The 18170-nt window shown below is 47.9% G+C and carries 18 protein-coding genes; 16 read left to right on the plus strand and 2 right to left on the minus strand.

The window, feature by feature from the left end:
* Window positions 1-12 precede the first annotated feature (12 nt).
* Both cmoA and EDI28_RS11780 read right to left on the minus strand, forming a co-directional pair.
* Window positions 13-741 carry a carboxy-S-adenosyl-L-methionine synthase CmoA gene (cmoA, locus tag EDI28_RS11775; RefSeq protein ID WP_128784074.1) on the minus strand — a complete coding sequence of 243 codons (729 nt, stop codon included), beginning with the start codon at window positions 739-741 and terminating at the stop codon, window positions 13-15.
* A 161-nt stretch (window positions 742-902) separates the two neighbouring features.
* Window positions 903-1790, minus strand: a complete 888-nt coding sequence (locus EDI28_RS11780) for a DUF72 domain-containing protein (protein ID WP_128784075.1) — start codon at window positions 1788-1790, stop codon at window positions 903-905.
* 331 nt (window positions 1791-2121) lie between these two features.
* Between EDI28_RS11780 and aspS the strand changes: the two genes are divergently transcribed.
* The 16 genes from aspS to tolB all read left to right on the plus strand — a co-directional run bounded on the left by aspS (window position 2122) and on the right by tolB (window position 18164).
* The gene (gene aspS, locus EDI28_RS11785; RefSeq protein ID WP_128784076.1) at window positions 2122-3918 is read left to right on the plus strand and encodes an aspartate--tRNA ligase; all 1797 of its coding nucleotides are present in this window, start codon (window positions 2122-2124) and stop codon (window positions 3916-3918) included.
* A 94-nt stretch (window positions 3919-4012) separates the two neighbouring features.
* Complete coding sequence (locus EDI28_RS11790; RefSeq protein WP_128784077.1) at window positions 4013-4756, plus strand: YebC/PmpR family DNA-binding transcriptional regulator; 744 nt, start codon at window positions 4013-4015, stop codon at window positions 4754-4756.
* Between the two features lie 52 nt (window positions 4757-4808).
* Window positions 4809-5330, plus strand: coding sequence for a crossover junction endodeoxyribonuclease RuvC (ruvC, locus tag EDI28_RS11795; RefSeq protein ID WP_128784078.1), 522 nt, complete (start codon window positions 4809-4811; stop codon window positions 5328-5330).
* 167 nt (window positions 5331-5497) lie between these two features.
* Window positions 5498-6961: a methyl-accepting chemotaxis protein gene (locus EDI28_RS11800; protein ID WP_128784079.1), complete on the plus strand. Its 1464-nt coding sequence runs from the start codon at window positions 5498-5500 to the stop codon at window positions 6959-6961.
* A 95-nt stretch (window positions 6962-7056) separates the two neighbouring features.
* Entirely contained in the window at window positions 7057-7677 is a 621-nt protein-coding gene (gene ruvA, locus EDI28_RS11805; protein ID WP_128784080.1) for a Holliday junction branch migration protein RuvA, read from the plus strand.
* A 13-nt stretch (window positions 7678-7690) separates the two neighbouring features.
* A complete protein-coding gene (gene ruvB, locus EDI28_RS11810; RefSeq protein ID WP_128784081.1) occupies window positions 7691-8707 on the plus strand; it encodes a Holliday junction branch migration DNA helicase RuvB in 1017 nt (338 codons plus the stop codon).
* Between the two features lie 154 nt (window positions 8708-8861).
* Window positions 8862-9680, plus strand: coding sequence for a MurR/RpiR family transcriptional regulator (locus tag EDI28_RS11815; protein ID WP_128784082.1), 819 nt, complete (start codon window positions 8862-8864; stop codon window positions 9678-9680).
* A gap of 1031 nt (window positions 9681-10711) precedes the next feature.
* Entirely contained in the window at window positions 10712-12298 is a 1587-nt protein-coding gene (gene cydA / locus EDI28_RS11820; protein ID WP_128784083.1) for a cytochrome ubiquinol oxidase subunit I, read from the plus strand.
* Window positions 12299-12314: 16 nt separating this feature from the next.
* Window positions 12315-13451 carry a cytochrome d ubiquinol oxidase subunit II gene (cydB, locus tag EDI28_RS11825; RefSeq protein WP_128784084.1) on the plus strand — a complete coding sequence of 379 codons (1137 nt, stop codon included), beginning with the start codon at window positions 12315-12317 and terminating at the stop codon, window positions 13449-13451.
* A gap of 11 nt (window positions 13452-13462) precedes the next feature.
* Window positions 13463-13570: a cytochrome bd-I oxidase subunit CydX gene (cydX, locus tag EDI28_RS11830; protein WP_128784085.1), complete on the plus strand. Its 108-nt coding sequence runs from the start codon at window positions 13463-13465 to the stop codon at window positions 13568-13570.
* Window positions 13563-13871: a cyd operon YbgE family protein gene (locus EDI28_RS11835; RefSeq protein WP_128784086.1), complete on the plus strand. Its 309-nt coding sequence runs from the start codon at window positions 13563-13565 to the stop codon at window positions 13869-13871. Before cydX ends, EDI28_RS11835 begins: the two co-directional genes overlap by 8 nt.
* Window positions 13872-14182: 311 nt before the next feature.
* The gene (gene ybgC, locus EDI28_RS11840; protein ID WP_128784087.1) at window positions 14183-14590 is read left to right on the plus strand and encodes a tol-pal system-associated acyl-CoA thioesterase; all 408 of its coding nucleotides are present in this window, start codon (window positions 14183-14185) and stop codon (window positions 14588-14590) included.
* Complete coding sequence (gene tolQ, locus EDI28_RS11845) at window positions 14587-15273, plus strand: protein TolQ (protein ID WP_128784088.1); 687 nt, start codon at window positions 14587-14589, stop codon at window positions 15271-15273. The genes ybgC and tolQ overlap by 4 nt, the downstream gene beginning before the upstream one ends.
* 6 nt (window positions 15274-15279) lie before the next feature.
* Window positions 15280-15726 (plus strand): protein TolR, encoded by a 447-nt coding sequence (gene tolR, locus EDI28_RS11850; protein WP_128784089.1) that lies wholly within the window; start codon window positions 15280-15282, stop codon window positions 15724-15726.
* 13 nt (window positions 15727-15739) lie between these two features.
* Window positions 15740-16804: a cell envelope integrity protein TolA gene (gene tolA, locus EDI28_RS11855; RefSeq protein WP_128784090.1), complete on the plus strand. Its 1065-nt coding sequence runs from the start codon at window positions 15740-15742 to the stop codon at window positions 16802-16804.
* Between the two features lie 13 nt (window positions 16805-16817).
* On the plus strand, window positions 16818-18164 hold the full coding sequence (gene tolB / locus EDI28_RS11860) for a Tol-Pal system beta propeller repeat protein TolB (RefSeq protein ID WP_128784091.1): 1347 nt from the start codon (window positions 16818-16820) through the stop codon (window positions 18162-18164).
* The last annotated feature ends 6 nt before the right edge of the window (window positions 18165-18170 follow it).

Genomic DNA, 18170 nt, shown 5'->3' on the forward strand with positions numbered 1-18170 from the left:
GAACGAAGTACCTTATTTGATGGCGAACATTGAGCCGAAGTTGAAGCATTGGAACCAGACTTCAGAGCTGCTGAAACCGATATCGGCAAAGCGTTGTTTATGAGTGTCGATGCTGTCAGGGCGCATGACATTTTCAATGGCGCTGCGCTTTTGACTGATTTCCAGCTCGCTGTAGCCATTGGCACGTTTGAAATCGTGGTGGAGGTCGATCAGCAATTCGTGGGAACGCTCATCGTCAAAAATATACTTTTCAGACAGGATCAAAATACCGCCAGGACGAAGGCCTGCAAATATCTTTTCCAGCAGGGCCTGACGGTCTTCCGGTATTAGAAACTGCAGGGTGAAATTCAGAACCACAACGGAGGCATCGTGAATATCAATATCGCGGATATCGGCTTCAATTACCGAAACTGGTGTATCAGAACGGTAAGCGTCGATATGCAGGCGGCAACGTTCAACCATTGCTGCCGAGTTATCAATCGCGATGATTTCGCAACCTTCCTGATTGATATGTCGACGCATCGATAGGGTAGCCGCACCCAAAGAACAGCCCAGATCATAGACTTTGGAGTGTGGTTTGGCAAAGCGCTCGGCCAGCATACCTATTGCAGAAATAATATTGCTGTAGCCCGGTACTGAGCGTTGGATCATATCCGGAAAAACTTCGGCAACGCGTTCATCAAAAGTGAAATCACCGAGCTTTTCAATTGGCGCAGCAAAAATATTGTCTTGGCCTGCCATTCTCACGAACCTCTTAACATGTTTAAAGAACAGGGATCCCTGGATTCATATCAGGCGGTCCATCACCTCTGAAAGGCCGCGTATTGTAGAGAAAATGCGGCCATTTGTCTTTAGTGATTTGTGATTAGTTATATTGCCTGTTGTGGGAGACAGAGCCTTGGCTAGAGCAAGTCGAATTGCGGGCTAGCCTCTGCTTCAGGGGGAAGCCTGATATCTGGTAGCTGAGGTGACAGAGAGACTTGTTGCTGTAATTGTCGGTAAAGGCGTATTGCCAGCTCGGGGGCCTGATTGTTATCAGGCGTATGAATAAACAGGTATGGCTGTTTGCCATCAGCCAGCCATGACGGCAGGCGTTTTAGCCAGTTGGCAAAGAAAGCATCATTACTGAGATCATCAGGATGACCGATGAAGCGGATCATTGGATTGTTGGCTGTCGCAATGGCATGAACGGGTACGTGCGGTTTTTTTTGGTGGGCGTCAATCACCGCCTCGGAGGTCGGCGGGGCGGCAAATACCGGACGACTATCCATAATAATGCGATTGGCCTGCTGGTCGACAAGCAGCCGGTTCAGCGCTTTTTCTTCCTCACCCTTGGCAAAGAAAGCCGGATGGCGGACTTCGACCCCGAAGGTAAGGTGGGCGGGTAGCTTGCGGAGGAACTTTTCAAGGGCCGGTAATGCCTGCGGGCCGAAGTGGGCGGGAAGCTGGATTTTCCAGAGACCGGTTTTCAGCTCCAGCGGGCTCATAACCGTAAAGAAGTCAGCCAATAACTGATCGCAATGCATCAATTGGTTTTGGTGGGTGATAGTGGCCGGCAGTTTGAACGTAAAACGAAAATCATCCGGTGTTGCTTGGTGCCATTTTTTGACTGTCGTAATCGCCGGGGGGGCGTAGAAGGTTGTGTTGCCCTCGACGGTATCAAACACCTCTGCGTAGCGGGCGAGACGATCTCCTGTTTTGCAGCCGGTTCCATACAGACTTTGCTGCCAGTGATTGTGTGACCACATCGCAAGGCCAAGCAGTAATGGTCGGGCAGGAGGTATCGGCATAATCAAACTCATGTATCTGATTGAAATTGAAGCGGCGGTTTATTCGCAATAAAACGCGTAAATGGCCCATTGTGAATAGTTTGTTTGCGACAGGTCAATCCTCGTTGCAAAAGAATAGAGGATTTTTGCTTGATTTCAGGTCGCGATTTTTCCTACATTAACGTTTTTGCTTTATAATACCTCGTTATTTTTGTCTCTCGGCCAGTGTTAATCCTCTATTTTGGATAAAGATTGAGCAATTTGGGCCGGGATTGAATCAACCTGTGAAGGAAAGTGATTAGCAAGTCTAGTTCACCCGCAGGAAAGTAAGTAAACAGATCGGGAATTTCTTATGCGCACCCAATATTGTGGTCACCTGAACAAGTCCCTAGCAGGGCAAACTGTAGAGTTATGCGGCTGGGTAAACCGTCGCCGTGATTTAGGCGGTCTAATTTTCGTTGATATGCGAGATCGTGAAGGTATTGTTCAGGTAGTCGTTGATCCGGATATGAAAGATGTATTCGAAGTGGCGAACCAACTGCGCAATGAATTCTGTATTCGCCTAACGGGTGAAGTACGTGCTCGTCCAGAAAGCCAAGTAAACAAAGACATGGCAACCGGCGAAGTTGAAATTTTGGCAACAGGCCTAGAAATTATCAACCGTTCTGACGTGCTACCACTTGACTTCAACCAGAACAACACTGAAGAACAACGTCTGAAGTTCCGTTACCTGGACCTGCGTCGCCCTGAAATGAGTGACCGTATCAAGCTGCGTGCTAAAGCTTCAAGCTTTGTTCGTCGTTTCCTTGATGATAATGCGTTCCTGGACATCGAAACGCCGGTACTGACTAAAGCAACACCAGAAGGTGCTCGTGATTACTTGGTACCAAGCCGTGTACATAAAGGTAGCTTCTATGCGCTACCACAATCACCGCAGCTATTTAAGCAGCTGCTGATGATGTCTGGCTTTGATCGTTACTACCAGATTGTAAAATGTTTCCGTGATGAAGATCTACGTGCTGACCGTCAGCCTGAATTCACCCAGATCGATATCGAAACGTCATTCATGTCTGCTGAGCAGGTTCGTGGCGTGACTGAAACAATGATCACCGAAATGTGGAAAGAGCTACTGAACGTTGATCTTGGTGCATTCCCAATTATGCAGTTCGAAGAAGCGATGCGTCGTTTTGGCTCGGACAAGCCTGACCTTCGTAACCCGCTAGAGCTAGTTGACGTTGCTGACATCCTGAAAGATGTTGAATTCAAAGTGTTCTCTGGCCCTGCAAACGACGAAAAAGGTCGCGTAGCGGTTATTCGCGTTCCGGGCGGTGCTTCACTGTCTCGTAAGCAAATTGATGAATACACCAAGTTCGTCGGTATCTACGGTGCGAAAGGCCTTGCATGGATGAAGGTTAATGACCGTGCTGCGGGCCTTGAAGGTGTTCAGTCTCCGGTTGCTAAGTTCCTGAACGAAGATGTTGTTGCGGCTATCCTAGATCGCACTCAGGCGGAAACTGGCGATATCATCCTATTCGGTGCTGACAGCAAGCGCGTGGTAACTGAAGCGATGGGAGCACTGCGTCTGAAGCTGGGTGAAGATCTAGAACTGACAGACATGTCTGCTTGGAAACCGCTTTGGGTTATCGACTTCCCGATGTTCGAAGAAGACGACGAAGGCAACCTTCATGCAATGCACCACCCATTCACATCACCACTTGGTGTGTCAGCTGAAGAGCTAGCAGCTAATCCTGCAGCGGCGAACTCCAATGCATACGATATGGTTATCAACGGCTATGAAGTTGGTGGTGGTTCTGTTCGTATTCACAATGCAGAAATGCAAACAGCAGTATTTAGTATTTTGGGTATTGAGGAAGACGAGCAAAAAGCGAAATTCGGTTTCCTACTTGAAGCATTGAAGTACGGTACGCCACCGCACGCTGGCCTGGCATTCGGTCTTGACCGTTTGGTGATGCTGCTGTGTGGAACAGACAACATTCGTGACGTTATTGCATTCCCTAAAACAACAGCGGCTTCTTGCCTGTTGACGAATGCACCAAGCCTTGCAAACCCGGCATCGCTTGAAGAGTTATCTATCGCTGTTGCGATTGCTCAAAAAGAAGATAAGAAAGAACAAGCTGACGAAGCTTAATCGCAGCATTAGCTGATCAGACCGCTATAGGTTTGATCAGCTTTTTTATTTGTGAAACTCACGCCTTAAGGCGTATTAGAATTCGGAGTAGATCATGGCAGGCCATAGTAAATTCGCCAATATCAAACACCGTAAAGCAGCACAGGATTCTAAGCGAGGTAAGATTTTTACCAAGCTGATTCGTGAAATTGTCGTTGCTGCCAAAGAAGGCGGCGCAGAGCCTGAAAACAACCCTCGCTTGCGTGCAGCGGTTGATAAAGCGCTGTCAAATAACATGACGCGCGACACCATCAACCGTGCAGTTAGCCGCGGTGCGGGTGGTGAAGGCGACGAAGGCGTTGAAACTGTTATCTACGAAGGTTACGGTCCGGCAGGTACGGCTGTTATGGTTGAGTGTATGACAGACAACCGTAATCGTACTGTCTCTGGTGTGCGTCACGCATTTAGCAAGGCTGGTGGCAACCTGGGAACAGACGGTAGCGTAAGTTACCTTTTCGACAAAAAAGGTGTGATTTCTTACGCACCGGGACTGGATGAAGACAGCATCATGGAAGCGGCGCTAGAAGGCGGTGCTGACGACGTTGAAACCAATGATGATGGTTCAATCGACGTGTACACCACACCTGCTGATTTTGGTTCGGTGAAGGATGCGTTGGATGCAGCTGGCTTTGACGCTGCGAATGCAGAAGTGACTTTGGTTCCTTCAACCAAAGCGGATCTTGATGCAGGTACCGCCCCTAAGCTACTGCGCCTGATTGATGCGCTAGAAGATCTTGATGATGTTCAGGAAGTCTACCATAACGGTGACATCTCTGATGAGGTTGCCGCTCAGCTATAAGCTTATAAGAGCTCGATGCATGCGCAGCTTCCTTGCAAAGGAGTATGACTGAATGTCAGTCATTTTAGGGATTGACCCCGGCTCGCGGATCACCGGTTATGGTGTGATTCGGCAAGTTGGGAGAAACCTCGAGTATCTCGGCAGCGGGTGCATTCGTACCTCTGTCGACGATATCCCCGGCCGGTTAAAACAGATTTATGCCGGTGTCTCAGAAGTTATCACCCAGTTCCAGCCTGATTTTTTTGCTATTGAAGAAGTCTTCATGGGTAAGAACGCCAGTTCGGCGCTCAAGCTAGGCCAGGCACGCGGTAGTGCCATTGTTGCTGCCGTGAATGCAGACTTGCCTGTGAGCGAGTATGCAGCAAGGCTGATCAAACAGGCGGTTGTAGGCAGCGGTGGTGCCGATAAGGCTCAGGTGCAGCACATGGTGTGCTCGGTATTGAAACTGCCGGGCAAGCCTCAGGCGGATGCCGCCGATGCGTTGGCCGTGGCGATTTGCCATGCCCATACGCATAAGACATTGATAGCGATGGCTGGCCAGGCAAGAGGCGCACGTCGTGGACGTTATCGATAATGTCCGATGTTACAATGTTTTATAATTATGCGCCTATGGTTGCATAGTGATACGTTGATCAAAAAAGCAGCCATTGGCTGCTTTTTTCTTTTGTTAATGTATTGTTTAGTGGCATATATTGATCAGAGGTCATATAAGCGATGACACTCTTGATAAGGATATGATAAATGACCCCACTGGCGATATGGCGAACCTTGTTTTTGCCGTCTTCGCATAGCTGGCAGGGAGAACATGCCCGCTATGTCGATACTCTTCTATTCTTCACCCTGCTGTCCTTTTTTGTTGGGTGTTACAGCTTAATCAAATGGTTTAATCATGATCACTCTCTGCTAGTGATGACCTCGGCTTTGCTCATCGGTTGCGAGCTCATGGCCGGGGTTATTTTGCGTTTGGTTCGTTCCCCGGATCTGGCGTTGAACATCGGTTTCTTCGGCATGGTTGCTCATGCAATAAATATCGTTTATCAGAGTGGCGGCATTGTGGTATCGACGCAGTCATTTTGGATGCCGCTACTGATCATAGCTTGTTTTCTTGCCGCCAAGCCGCTTATGGCCGCGCTGTGGAGTCTCTTTGTGGTTATTGCTTCTGCCTGGATGATCAACCTGCACCTCTCCGGTTACCCATTCCCGCAGTTGGAACTCACCGGTTCAGCTGCCGCTGCAGAAGTGTGGTCAGGCATGCTATTGCCGCTGGTCGTTATTGGCATTGCGCAGGCTTATACCGTTAGGCAGCGACAGTCGGCAATTCAAACTTCTGAACAGGCACAGCAATCGAGCCAGCAGCTTGCCGAGCAGGCCCAGCAGGGTGAACAGCAGCTATCAGCTGTGCTTGAACAGGCCAATGATAATGCCGGGCAACTCGGCCAAGTCGCCGAACAGCTAGAGTTACAATCGACCAGCTTGCACCAACAAGTAACCGATTTGAACCTAAATTGTGAGACTCAGGCCAGTGCAGCAGAGCAGATGAGCCAGCAGCTGGTAGAGATGACATCAGGGATCGATGAGTCAGATCGGTTTGTGAGCGAGCTGAAAACCCGAAGTGAAACTATCCGTGCTCAGGCGGAGGAGAGCTCTGCCTCGCTGAGTGCGTCTACCGAGGCGATAGCCCAAATACTCAGCAGTAACGCAGAGATCATGACGGTGGCAGATTTAATTACCTCAGTGGCTGAGCAGACCAACTTGCTGGCACTTAATGCCGCGATTGAAGCGGCACGGGCTGGTGATCAGGGGCGGGGTTTCGCCGTGGTCGCGGATCAGGTTCGTGAACTGTCGTCCAAAAGTAATAGCTCGGCAGTGGAAATCCGTGCTCTGTTGGATAAAAGCCGGCAAGAGGTACAGCATGGCCAGGCGGTTATTGAGGCCAGTGCGGCAGTGCTGTCGGGGATCATTGAGCAGGTCAGCAGTATTTCTGGCGACGTAAAACAGTTGGCGGGAATCATGGGCAATCAGGTCCATGCTCTGAAAGAGCTCAGCACAGCCAGTCGCGAAGTGGCAAATGGAGTCGTGGAGACTAACCAAGTTTCTGATTCGGTAGCAACTCAGGGAGCCCAGTTGGCCGAGCAGGTTGAAACCCTCAAGGCACTGGCAGACAGCCTTAATGCCGTGGTATCTGCCAAGGCGCATTCACACTGATATCCCCATCGAGATAACCTAAAAAAGAGCTGGATATATATCCAGCTCTTTACTATCCTAAAGCCTATTTTCTGAATCAATAAAGAGATGTTGCTGTGATTGGCCGACTACGTGGAACCATTTTAGAAAAACAACCGCCTGAAGTTTTGCTTGAGGTCGGCGGCATTGGCTATGAAGTGCAGATGCCGATGAGTTGTTTTTATGAGCTACCGGAAGTTGGCCAGGAAGCGGTGATCTCTACTCACTTTATCGTCCGTGAAGATGCCCAGCTACTGTATGGTTTTAACAAAAAAAGTGAGCGCGAATTATTTCGCGAGGTCATAAAAGCCAACGGTGTCGGGCCAAAGCTGGGGTTGGCAATTTTGTCGGCGATGACGGCCGGCCAGTTTGTTCTGAGTGTCGAAAATGAAGATATCACGACCTTGGTGAAGATCCCGGGTGTGGGTAAGAAAACAGCTGAACGCCTGGTGGTCGAAATGAAAGACCGCCTGAAAGGCTGGGGCGAAGGTGATCTCTTTACTCCGGCATCAGATGCTGCCGCATCGAATGTGCCGGCTGAGAACCATTCAGCCGCATGCGCCGAAGACGAGGCAGTCAGTGCGTTGATTGCGCTGGGCTATAAGCCTCAGCAGGCATCGAAAGTGATCTCTCAGATAGCACAGCCGGATATGACCAGTGAAGCGATGATCCGCGATGCACTGCGTTCGATGGTTTAAGGTGTGATCTCCCATGATTGAAGCAGACCGACTCGTATCAAATGATTTTCCGGTAAGTCGCGAAGATGACATCATCGATCGCGCTATTCGCCCCAAGTTACTGGATGATTACCAAGGCCAGGATCATGTTCGTGATCAGATGGAAATCTTTATCAAAGCGGCCAGGCTGCGTGACGAAGCCCTGGATCATTTATTAATTTTTGGCCCTCCAGGCCTGGGTAAAACCACGTTGGCAAATATTGTTGCCAACGAGATGGGGGTGAGCATCCGTACGACCTCCGGTCCAGTATTGGAAAAGGCCGGCGACCTGGCGGCATTGCTGACTAACCTTGAAGAAAACGATGTACTTTTCATTGATGAGATCCACCGTTTGAGTCCACAGGTGGAAGAAGTCCTGTATCCGGCGATGGAGGACTACCAGCTGGATATCATGATTGGTGAAGGACCGGCGGCACGCTCAATTAAAATTGATTTGCCGCCGTTTACTTTGATAGGGGCCACCACACGAGCAGGTTCACTGACCTCGCCGCTGCGCGACCGTTTCGGCATCACCCAGCGCCTTGAGTATTATAAGGTTGACGATCTGAAAGACATCGTTCGACGCAGTGCGAGTTGCCTAGGTCTGTCGATGGAAGAAGCTGGTGCGATGGAGATGGCGATGCGCGCCCGCGGTACGCCACGTATAGCCAACCGCTTGTTACGCCGTGTTCGTGACTATGCCGAGGTCAAAGGGAATGGTCATATATGCCCGGACATCGCAGCCAAGGCATTGGATATGCTGGATGTCGATAGCAGTGGCTTTGACTATATGGACCGCAAGCTGTTGATGGCAATTATCGATAAGTTCATGGGCGGCCCAGTTGGACTGGATAACCTGGCTGCCGCGATTGGCGAAGAAAAAGACACCATAGAAGATGTGCTTGAGCCGTATCTGATCCAGCAAGGATTTTTGCAACGGACCCCTCGGGGACGTATTGCCACCCATCGTGCCTACTTGCATTTTGGCTTGGATTTGCCCGAAGCACGTTAAGCATGCCATGTTGCTTGGTTGTATATATAAAAACGAGGCCAATCTGGCCTCGTTTTTTTTATTCAGCCTATGGAGTAATATTCCACACGAAAAGAAGTTCATGGGAGAATTTCTCCAAATAAACCAGCGTTATCCGATAGCCAGAGGTAGAAGGATGGTTACGAAACATATTCCGACAAGATCAGGGAAAGTGCTTGATATGATGGGGAGCCTGCATGAAAGTCTGACTCCGTCCGCAAGACGCATCTCTGACTTTGTCCTGGCCAGCCCTGCAGAAGTCACCAAGTTGTCTATCGCCGAGTTGTCACGCACGGCCAATGTTGGTGAGGCAACGATTATTCGATTTTGTCGTACGCTTGGATTCAAGGGTTTTCAGGATTTTAAGATGGAGCTGGCGATTGAACTCTCCTTTCTGAACCAGAACCAGAAATCCATACTCGATACAGATGTTACGCCCGAAGATGACGCCGAGCAGATAGGGAAGAAGCTGCAAAATACAATAAACAGCGTACTAGCGGAAACGCTTAATTTACTTAATTTTGAAACACTAGAGATAGTGGCAGAGCAGATCCGCTCATCACGAGGCGTTTATTTTTTTGGTGTTGGTTCCTCGGGAATCACTGCTGAAGATGCCAAGAATAAGTTTATGCGGATTGGCTATAATGTGGATGCCCTGACCAGCAATCATTTTATGTATATGAAGGCAGCGCTATTGCAACCTGGTGATCTGGCCATTGGTATCAGTTATTCGGGTAGCTCGGCCGAGACAGCAAAAGCACTTCAGTTGGCGAGAGCGTCGGGAGCTAAGACGGTTGCACTAACGCACAACCCGTGTTCAACCATTAGCCAGTATGCCGATTGGGTGCTGGTGAACGGAAAGCATCAGGGTAAATTACAGGAGGAGTCCATTGGAGCTAAGATATCTCAGCTATTTGTGCTGGATTTAATCTACACCTTGCTGGTGGAAGCATGAAATGAGATTGCTGATTGCAGCAATAGAGGCGTTAAAACCACATAAGCAAATGTAGTAAAAAACGAGGCGCGAAGGCCTCGTTTTTTGTTTTTGCTATTCCCAGAGCATATTAATCGTTTAACTTTTTCCTGTTCCGTTTACATAACATTGACATATCAAACAATGATGATGAGCGCTTCAATATTGGCAAAGTTACTTAACGTCGATTAATGGGGTGTTTTTAGCACATTTTAGTGATTGTTTTTGTACAATTCAGCAAAGCTTGGTTGGTAAAGGGCAATCACTTTTTCAATAATACGAGCCATAACTACTTCCTCAATCTAAAATAAATCTGACAGGGAAACAGCTTACAACCCACCTAAAAGACATCTTTTACTGTCTGGGCGGCTTAATCTGTTTCTGACGCTGATTATAGATATTTATTTGTCAGGCAAAAGCGAAATAAATTCCATTTTGGCATTAGTTTTACTAATGATTATGTTTTGTTTTTTCCCCTTTTAATCGAATGTTTTTTAGCTTTAATAGCGATTTAGCAGTATTGCTTGCTATCACTATGAAGTTAATAGGCCTGTTTTTTCTAACTCATTAACGTAGTGAATGTGACGATTTAAAGTAGATTGTGACTATGTATTAACTGGGTGTTTTTAGTATGAAAGATCGTGTTTTTTCCTGTTCACAGGCGTTTTTAACTCGTTCTGGTTTAAGTTGATCTACATCAATTAAAAACATTGCGCGTAAAATTTGAGCGATGTTTCTTGATATTTATCAAAGCAAATTGTGCGATAAATAGATTGAGCAGGGTGAAGAATACCAGTAATATTAGCAATGACTTTATTAGCTGTGGCTTAACAACAAACTAACTAATTTGGCACATGCCTGTAACACAGAAAGGAAGCCGTTGATTATTAAAACAAATGGCTACCAGGAAGGTGACTTAATAAGCGGTTTGTAAGCTACATTTTGCTAGCCCAACCATTGGTACACATGTGTAGTACTGTCGTCAGTCAGCCTGGCGAAAAAAGGAGTTCTCAATGTTCACTGATATCGTCGAACTTTCGAGGTTACAGTTCGCATTAACTGCGATGTATCACTTTTTGTTCGTCCCATTGACTCTTGGTATGGCGTTCCTGCTTGCCATCATGGAGTCGGTTTACGTAATGACCGGAAAGCAAATCTACAAGGACATGACTAAGTTCTGGGGTAAGCTTTTTGGTATAAATTTCGCTCTTGGTGTGGCTACCGGCCTAACCATGGAGTTCCAGTTTGGTACAAACTGGGCTTACTATTCTCACTATGTCGGCGACATCTTCGGTGCTCCGCTTGCAATCGAAGCTTTGATGGCATTCTTCCTTGAATCTACTTTAGTTGGCCTCTTTTTCTTTGGCTGGGATCGTCTATCTAAGCGTCAGCACCTCGCTGTTACGTGGCTGGTGGCTATCGCATCTAATTTCTCTGCACTTTGGATTCTTATCGCAAATGGCTGGATGCAAAACCCAGTAGGCGCAGAGTTCAATTTCGAAACGATGCGGATGGAAATGGTGAGCTTTGCTGAAGTTATCTTCAACCCTGTAGCGCAGGTGAAATTTGTACACACAGTGGCTTCTGGCTATGTTTGTGGTGCGATGTTCATTATGGGTATCAGTGCTTACTATATGCTGAAAGGTCGTGATATTCCGTTTGCCCGTCGCTCTTTTGCCATTGCCGCTTCTTTCGGTATGGCATCAATCTTGTCGGTTATCGTACTGGGTGATGAATCAGGCTACGAGTTGGGTGATGTGCAGAAAACCAAGCTTGCAGCAATTGAAGCTGAATGGCACACGGAAGAAGCACCAGCAGCGTTCACTGTATTCGGTTTGCCAAACCAAGAAACCATGGAAACAGATTTTGCGATTAAAATCCCTTATGTAATGGGTGTTATCGCCACGCGGTCTTTTGACACTGAAGTTACTGGTTTGCGTGATTTAAAAGATGAACACGAAGTGCGTATCCGTAACGGTATGGTAGCTTACGGGTTGCTAGAAAAACTACGTAGTGGTGATCGTTCACCTGAAAATGTTGCTGCCTTTGATGAAGTGAAACACGACCTTGGTTATGGCTTCCTACTTAAGCCGTATACCGATAACGTTGTTGATGCTACACCTGAACATATTGCCCAAGCGGTTGATGATTCAATCCCTACCGTTTGGCCGCTATTCTTTAGCTTCCGCATCATGGTGGCTTCTGGCTTCCTCATGCTGGGCATTATAGGTGCGGCATTTATCCAGACGTGTCGTCATAAGATCACGGATAAGAAATGGGTATTACGCGCTGCATTATATGGTCTTCCACTGCCATGGATTGCGATTGAAGCGGGTTGGTTCGTTGCCGAGTATGGCCGTCAACCATGGGCTGTCGGTGAGATTCTACCTGTATCAATGGCGGTATCTAACCTGGAACCATCCGCAATTATCACAACAATGCTGTCGATGATTGCGCTATACACTGTATTCCTGATTGCTGAAATGTACCTGATGATTAAGTTCGCACGTAAAGGTCCAAGTAGCTTGAAGACAGGTCGTTATCACTTTGAACAAAATGATGCACCACAGAATGTGGTATCGCGTCAGGTTGAAGCGTAGTCAGGGAGAGTAAGCAATGTTTGAATATGAAGTATTGCGATTCATCTGGTGGTTGCTAATTGGTGTACTTTGCATCGGTTTCGCAGTAACAGATGGTTTCGATATGGGTGTAGGTATCCTGTCTAATGTTATAGGCAAGACGGATACAGAGCGCCGAGTAATGATTAACTCAATTGCACCGCACTGGGATGGTAACCAAGTTTGGCTTATCACTGCGGGTGGTGCCCTGTTTGCAGCCTGGCCACTTGTTTACGCGACTGCGTTTTCTGGTTTCTACTTCGCAATGGTACTTACGCTAGCAGCACTATGGTTACGCCCGCTAGGTTTTGACTACCGTTCGAAGATTGAATCGCCTAAATGGCGTGATGCATGGGACAAAGCGATCTTTGTTGGTAGTTTCGTGCCGCCAGTGATTTTCGGTGTTGCTTTCGGTAACTTGCTGCAAGGCGTTCCTTTTGAGCTGAATGACCTGCTGATCCCTACGTATAAAGGTTCGTTCTTTGGCCTGTTGAATCCGTTCGCACTGCTATGCGGTATTGTTAGCCTGATGATGATTGTCACTCAGGGGGCGACTTATCTGCAGATGAAAACGACAGGCGATCTGCACACTCGTGCACGCAATGTGGCACCAGTAACGGCTCTGATTACAGCGGTATGTTTTGTTATTGCCGGTGTATGGGCGCAAAGCATCGAAGGCTATGTAATTACTTCTGAAATTATCACTAACGGCCCATCTAATCCGTTAGCCAAAGAAGTCATGCGTGAAACAGGAGCATTGTTCGCAAACTTTGATGCATACGCATTACTGTGGGCTGCACCAATCATCGCGGTCGTGATGCCATTGCTAACGGTTATTGCCTCTCGTGCTAACCGGGCTGGCTTTGCATTTTTGACATCAAGCCTGACAATGGCAGGTATTATCCTGACATTCGGTTTTGCGTTGTTCCCGTTCATTATGCCTTCAAGCCTAGTTCCTGGTCATAGCCTGACGATGTGGGATTCCACGTCAAGTGAGTTCACGTTGAATATCATGACAGGTGTAGCGTTTGTGATGGTTCCAATTATTCTTGGATACACCACATGGTGTTACTACAAAATGTTTGGCCGTCTTGATAACAAGTTTATCGAAGACAACAAAACCTCACTGTACTAAGGAGACAGACTATGTGGTATTTCGCTTGGATTCTCGGTGTTCTGCTAGCCTGCTCTTTCGGTATTATCAACGCCCTGTGGCTTGAAACAACCGAAAATATGGATGAGAAAGGTGAGTAAGATCAATCACTGGGTGAAGTGTGCTCACCAGGTGCTGGATAACGGGTTGCTACGCCTGTTAGCCATGGTACTGGCGCTATCGGCGGCAGGACTGCTGATATGGGAGCCAATGATCTTTGCCCAGGCGATTGGTGGATTTGGACCGGTAATTTCACCGGCCCTGATATGGGTAACATGTACTGCAATGATCTACGGTGTTGGCTTTGTACCACTTCACTGGTACTGGCAGGTGTTCTTTACCCCGTATCTTGCATTGCCGATTTTGTCTTATATCATGTGGTTGCGTTTGTTCTCATCATAGCAACTGTTGAATACGAGACAGACAAAATAACAATATGAAACAGCCCATTACAAATGTGTAATGGGCTGTTTTTTTATGCATAAAGCAGCTGACTCGGCCTTTGGTGAAGCGGGAAAGTGAATATAGCGACATTATTTATTCATTGTTCATGGCAACGAAATGACAAGCCTGTCAAAAAATCATAGGTTTTGTGGGCGTTAGTAAATGTGGCGTTTCATAAAGCCGTGCAACTTCGGTATAGTAAGCGACTAATTGAAAACTGGGCGAGTACCTGATGGGTATTGGCTGCAGTGTGATTGCATGGAAACCTGATGACCGAAGAAAATGCCTTTGAGTGGCCAATCACTATTTATTACGAAGATACCGATGTAGGTGGGATTGTTTACCATGCCAACTACTTAAAATTTTTTGAGCGGGCTAGAACTGAACTCTTCCGCAGCCATGATGTCAGTTTACAGGCATTATTTGCACAGAATGTTAGCTTTGTGGTGCGCCATATCGAGATTGACTATCTAAATGGGGCAAAGCTTGATGATCGGCTGGTGGTAAGAACATGGCCGGAAAAAATACGCAGAGCTTCAATCGAATTTTGTCAGGTTTTAGTTAACAATGCCGGCCAAACCTTGTGCAAAGCGATGGTTCAGGTAGCCTGTGTGCATCCTGAAACCATGAAACCTATTCAGATCCCAGAAAATATTAAGTCGGAGATATCTAAGTGACTGCTGAACTATCGATTTTAGATCTTTTTTTACAGGCAAGCCTGCTTGTTAAGATCGTGATGCTTATTCTATTAGGTATGTCTGTCATGTCTTGGGCGATGATCATCAAACGCTCCTCGGTATTGTCGAATGCAGCTTCAAAAGCCGAGCGGTTTGAAGATCGTTTCTGGTCAGGCATTGACTTGTCTCAGCTTTACCAGGAAGTACAGGCAAGAAAAGATAGCCTGACAGGCTCTGAGCAAATTTTCCATGCCGGTTTTAAAGAATTCGCCCGCCTGCATCGTAGCAATGGCAAAGTGCCGGAAGCGGTGATGGAAGGGACGGGGCGAGCGATGCGAGTCGCGCTATCCCGCGAAGTCGATGAGATGGAAACCAACCTGCCGTTTCTGGCTACCGTTGGTTCTATCAGCCCGTATATCGGCCTGTTCGGTACGGTATGGGGGATTATGCACGCCTTTATCGCGTTGGGTGCAGTAAAACAGGCCACGTTGGCGATGGTTGCACCGGGTATTGCCGAGGCACTGGTTGCAACTGCGATGGGTCTGTTTGCCGCGATCCCTGCCGTTATGTTCTATAACAAGCTGACTAACCAAGTGTCGAAACTAGAGCATACTTACGCCACTTTCATGGAAGAGTTTTCTAGTATTCTACACCGTCAGGCATTTGCCGCTGCGCAGGAGTAATAAGCGATGGCTTATCAACCGAAAAAGCGCAAAATGACGGCGGAAATTAACGTTGTACCCTATATCGATGTCATGTTGGTGCTGTTGATTATCTTTATGGTAACGGCACCTTTTGTGACTCAGGGAGTTGACGTTGAACTACCGTCAACCCAGACGGCCAAAACTGCCGCTGAACTGGTCGGTGATGAAAATAGCAGTGCTCCGATCATCGTTGAAGTCGACCAAAATGGTAACCTGGGCCTGAGTGTCGATAATGGTGAGATGCTTCGTGGCCTTAGGCTAAATGATTTGCTTACTCGCGTTAGGGCCGAACTACAACTAAACCCTAAGTCGACAGTCTTGGTTGGAGGTGATGGTCGGGCTCCTTACTCTTTCATTATCGAGACGCTGGATGCATTGAATCAGGCTGGAGTGGGTTCTGTGGGTCTGATGACCGAACCTTTAGAGAAGTAGGCAGGCTAGCAGGATGAAAAATAATAATTATAGCGCTGCCGTCATTATATCGTTACTTCTTCACGGTTTATTGTTAGCGGCGCTGTTGTGGGGAACGGATTTCTCCATGGACAAGCCGAAAATGTCAGGCAATACGATCAAGGCTGTTGTCGTCGACCCGGCGTTGGTCAATCAGCAAGCCAAGCAGATCCGTCAGCAACGTGAAGCGGCGAAGAAAGCAGAGCAAGATCGCCTGAAGCGACTTGAGCAACAGGCTGCAGCACTTGAACAGCAGCGACAGGCTGAAGAGAACAAGTTGCGTCAGCTGAAAGCCGATAAGCTCAAGGCGGAAAAAGATGCGCGTATAGCAGAAGCTGAACGTAAGCGGGTTGCCGCCGAGCAGCGTAAGGCTGATGAAGCGGCACGCATTTCTCGCGAGAAAGCAGCGAAAGCTGAAGCCGAGCGCAAGAAACAGTTAGCCCAGCAGCGTAAGGCCGAAGAAGCGAAACGTAAAGCCGAAGAGCAAAAGCGCCAGGCTGAAGTGGCTGCGCGTAAAGCGGAAGAGGAGCGTCAGGCAAAACTTGCGGCGAAGAAAAAAGCCGAAGAAGCGGCTAGAAAGGCGGAAGAAGATCGTAAGGCGAAAGTAGCAGCGAGGAAGAAAGCTGAAGCCGCCGCTCGCAAGGCAGAAGCGGCCCGTAAGGAAGCGGAACGTAAAGCTGCCGAAGCTCGAGAGAAGCAGCGCCAGCAGGAAGCTGCGCTCAATGACCTGTTTGCGGGGCTGGAAGCGGAAACCGAACAGCGTGGCGGTGCTCGCGGTCAGTTCGTTGCCGATGAGACCCAGCGTTACGCTGCCATCTATACTCAGATGATCCAGCAGAACTTGCTGGTTGATCAGGTTTTCATTGGTAAAGAGTGTGTAATTCGTATGCGTTTATCCACGAATGGCCTGGTACTTGATGCGTCGAATGATGGTGGCGATGCAGCGCTGTGCCGTGCAGCCAAAGCTGCAGTGGTAAAAGTGAGTCAGTTCCCGATGCCGGAAGACTCGGCAGTAATTGAGAACCTTCGTAGTATTAGATTAACAGTAAGCCCGCAATGATGAAGGAGTTGTTATGAAACGTTGGATAATGGGCTTGTGTATTGCTCTTCTGAGTTTTAGCCAAATCGCACAAGCTGAATTGGAACTGGTCATTACTGAAGGTATTGATTCAGCCCGCCCGATTGGTGTGGTGCCGTTTCAGTGGGAAGGCGAAGGTAAAATGCCGACTGACCTTTCCGCAGTGATTGCGTCCGATTTGCGCCGTAGTGGTAAATTTAGCCCGGTGGCGACAAGCAAAATGCCGCAGACGCCATATAGTGATGAAGAGATTGATTATAACGCTTGGACTGCTCTGGGAGTTGATGCGTTAGTAACGGGTAAGGTAAAGCTAAATGCGGAGGGTAAGTATGAGATCAAATTCCAACTGGTAGACGTGGTGCGTGGTCAGCTTACTAGTGGTGAGAGCCGTGGCCTTGACAATGGTAAGTTGGTGTTAACCAAAGATCATGTGTTGTTCACAAGAGCTGCGGTTGTGAAAGAGAGCAATTTACGTATGTATGCTCATGCTATGTCTGACTATGTCTATGAAGCATTGACGGGTGAGAAAGGCGCATTTATGACTCGGATTGCCTATGTGGTGATTGATGATAAGGCCAAGTATAAGTACCAGCTGCGCGTTGCCGATTATGATGGTTATAATGAACAATTAGCATTGAAGTCGAAGCAGCCTCTGATGTCACCGTCATGGTCACCGGACGGTAGCAAGCTCGCCTATGTTAGCTTTGAAAACAAGCAGGCGCAGATTTTCGTTATGGACATTTACAAGGGGAGCCGTGAAATGGTTGCGTCATTCCCGCGCCATAACGGTTCGCCGCGCTTTTCGCCAGACGGCAAAAAATTAGCCATGGTGCTGTCAAAAAGCGGCAGCCTGCAGATCTATATTTTGGATCTGGAAACCAAGAAAATGACCCAAGTTACCCGTGGTCGGGCCAATAATACCGAGGCATTTTGGGATCCAAATGGTCAGTCTATGATCTTTACCTCAGACAGAGGTGGTAAACCCCAGATATATCGAGTAAATTTAGCAGACGGTTCGACCGAACGCCTAACTTGGCAGGGAAGTCAGAACCTGGGTGGTCAATTGACGCCAGATGGACGGTTCCTGGTAATGGTACACAGATCAGACTCTGGGTATAACATTGCCAAGCAAGATCTAAAAACCGGTGCGCTTCAAATTTTAACGAAGACATTTTTGGATGAGTCGCCAAGTATTGCACCGAATGGCGGCATGGTGATTTACAGCTCAGTTAACGATAAATCCAACGAGCTGTCGTTAGTGTCGATTGACGGGCGCTTTAAGGCACGACTACCTGCGACGAATGGGCGAGTTCGGGCTCCATCTTGGGGACCGTTCCTTTAACGTTCA

Origin of the sequence: Photobacterium chitinilyticum, assembly GCF_004104355.1 — a bacterium.
GTDB lineage: Bacteria > Pseudomonadota > Gammaproteobacteria > Enterobacterales > Vibrionaceae > Photobacterium > Photobacterium chitinilyticum.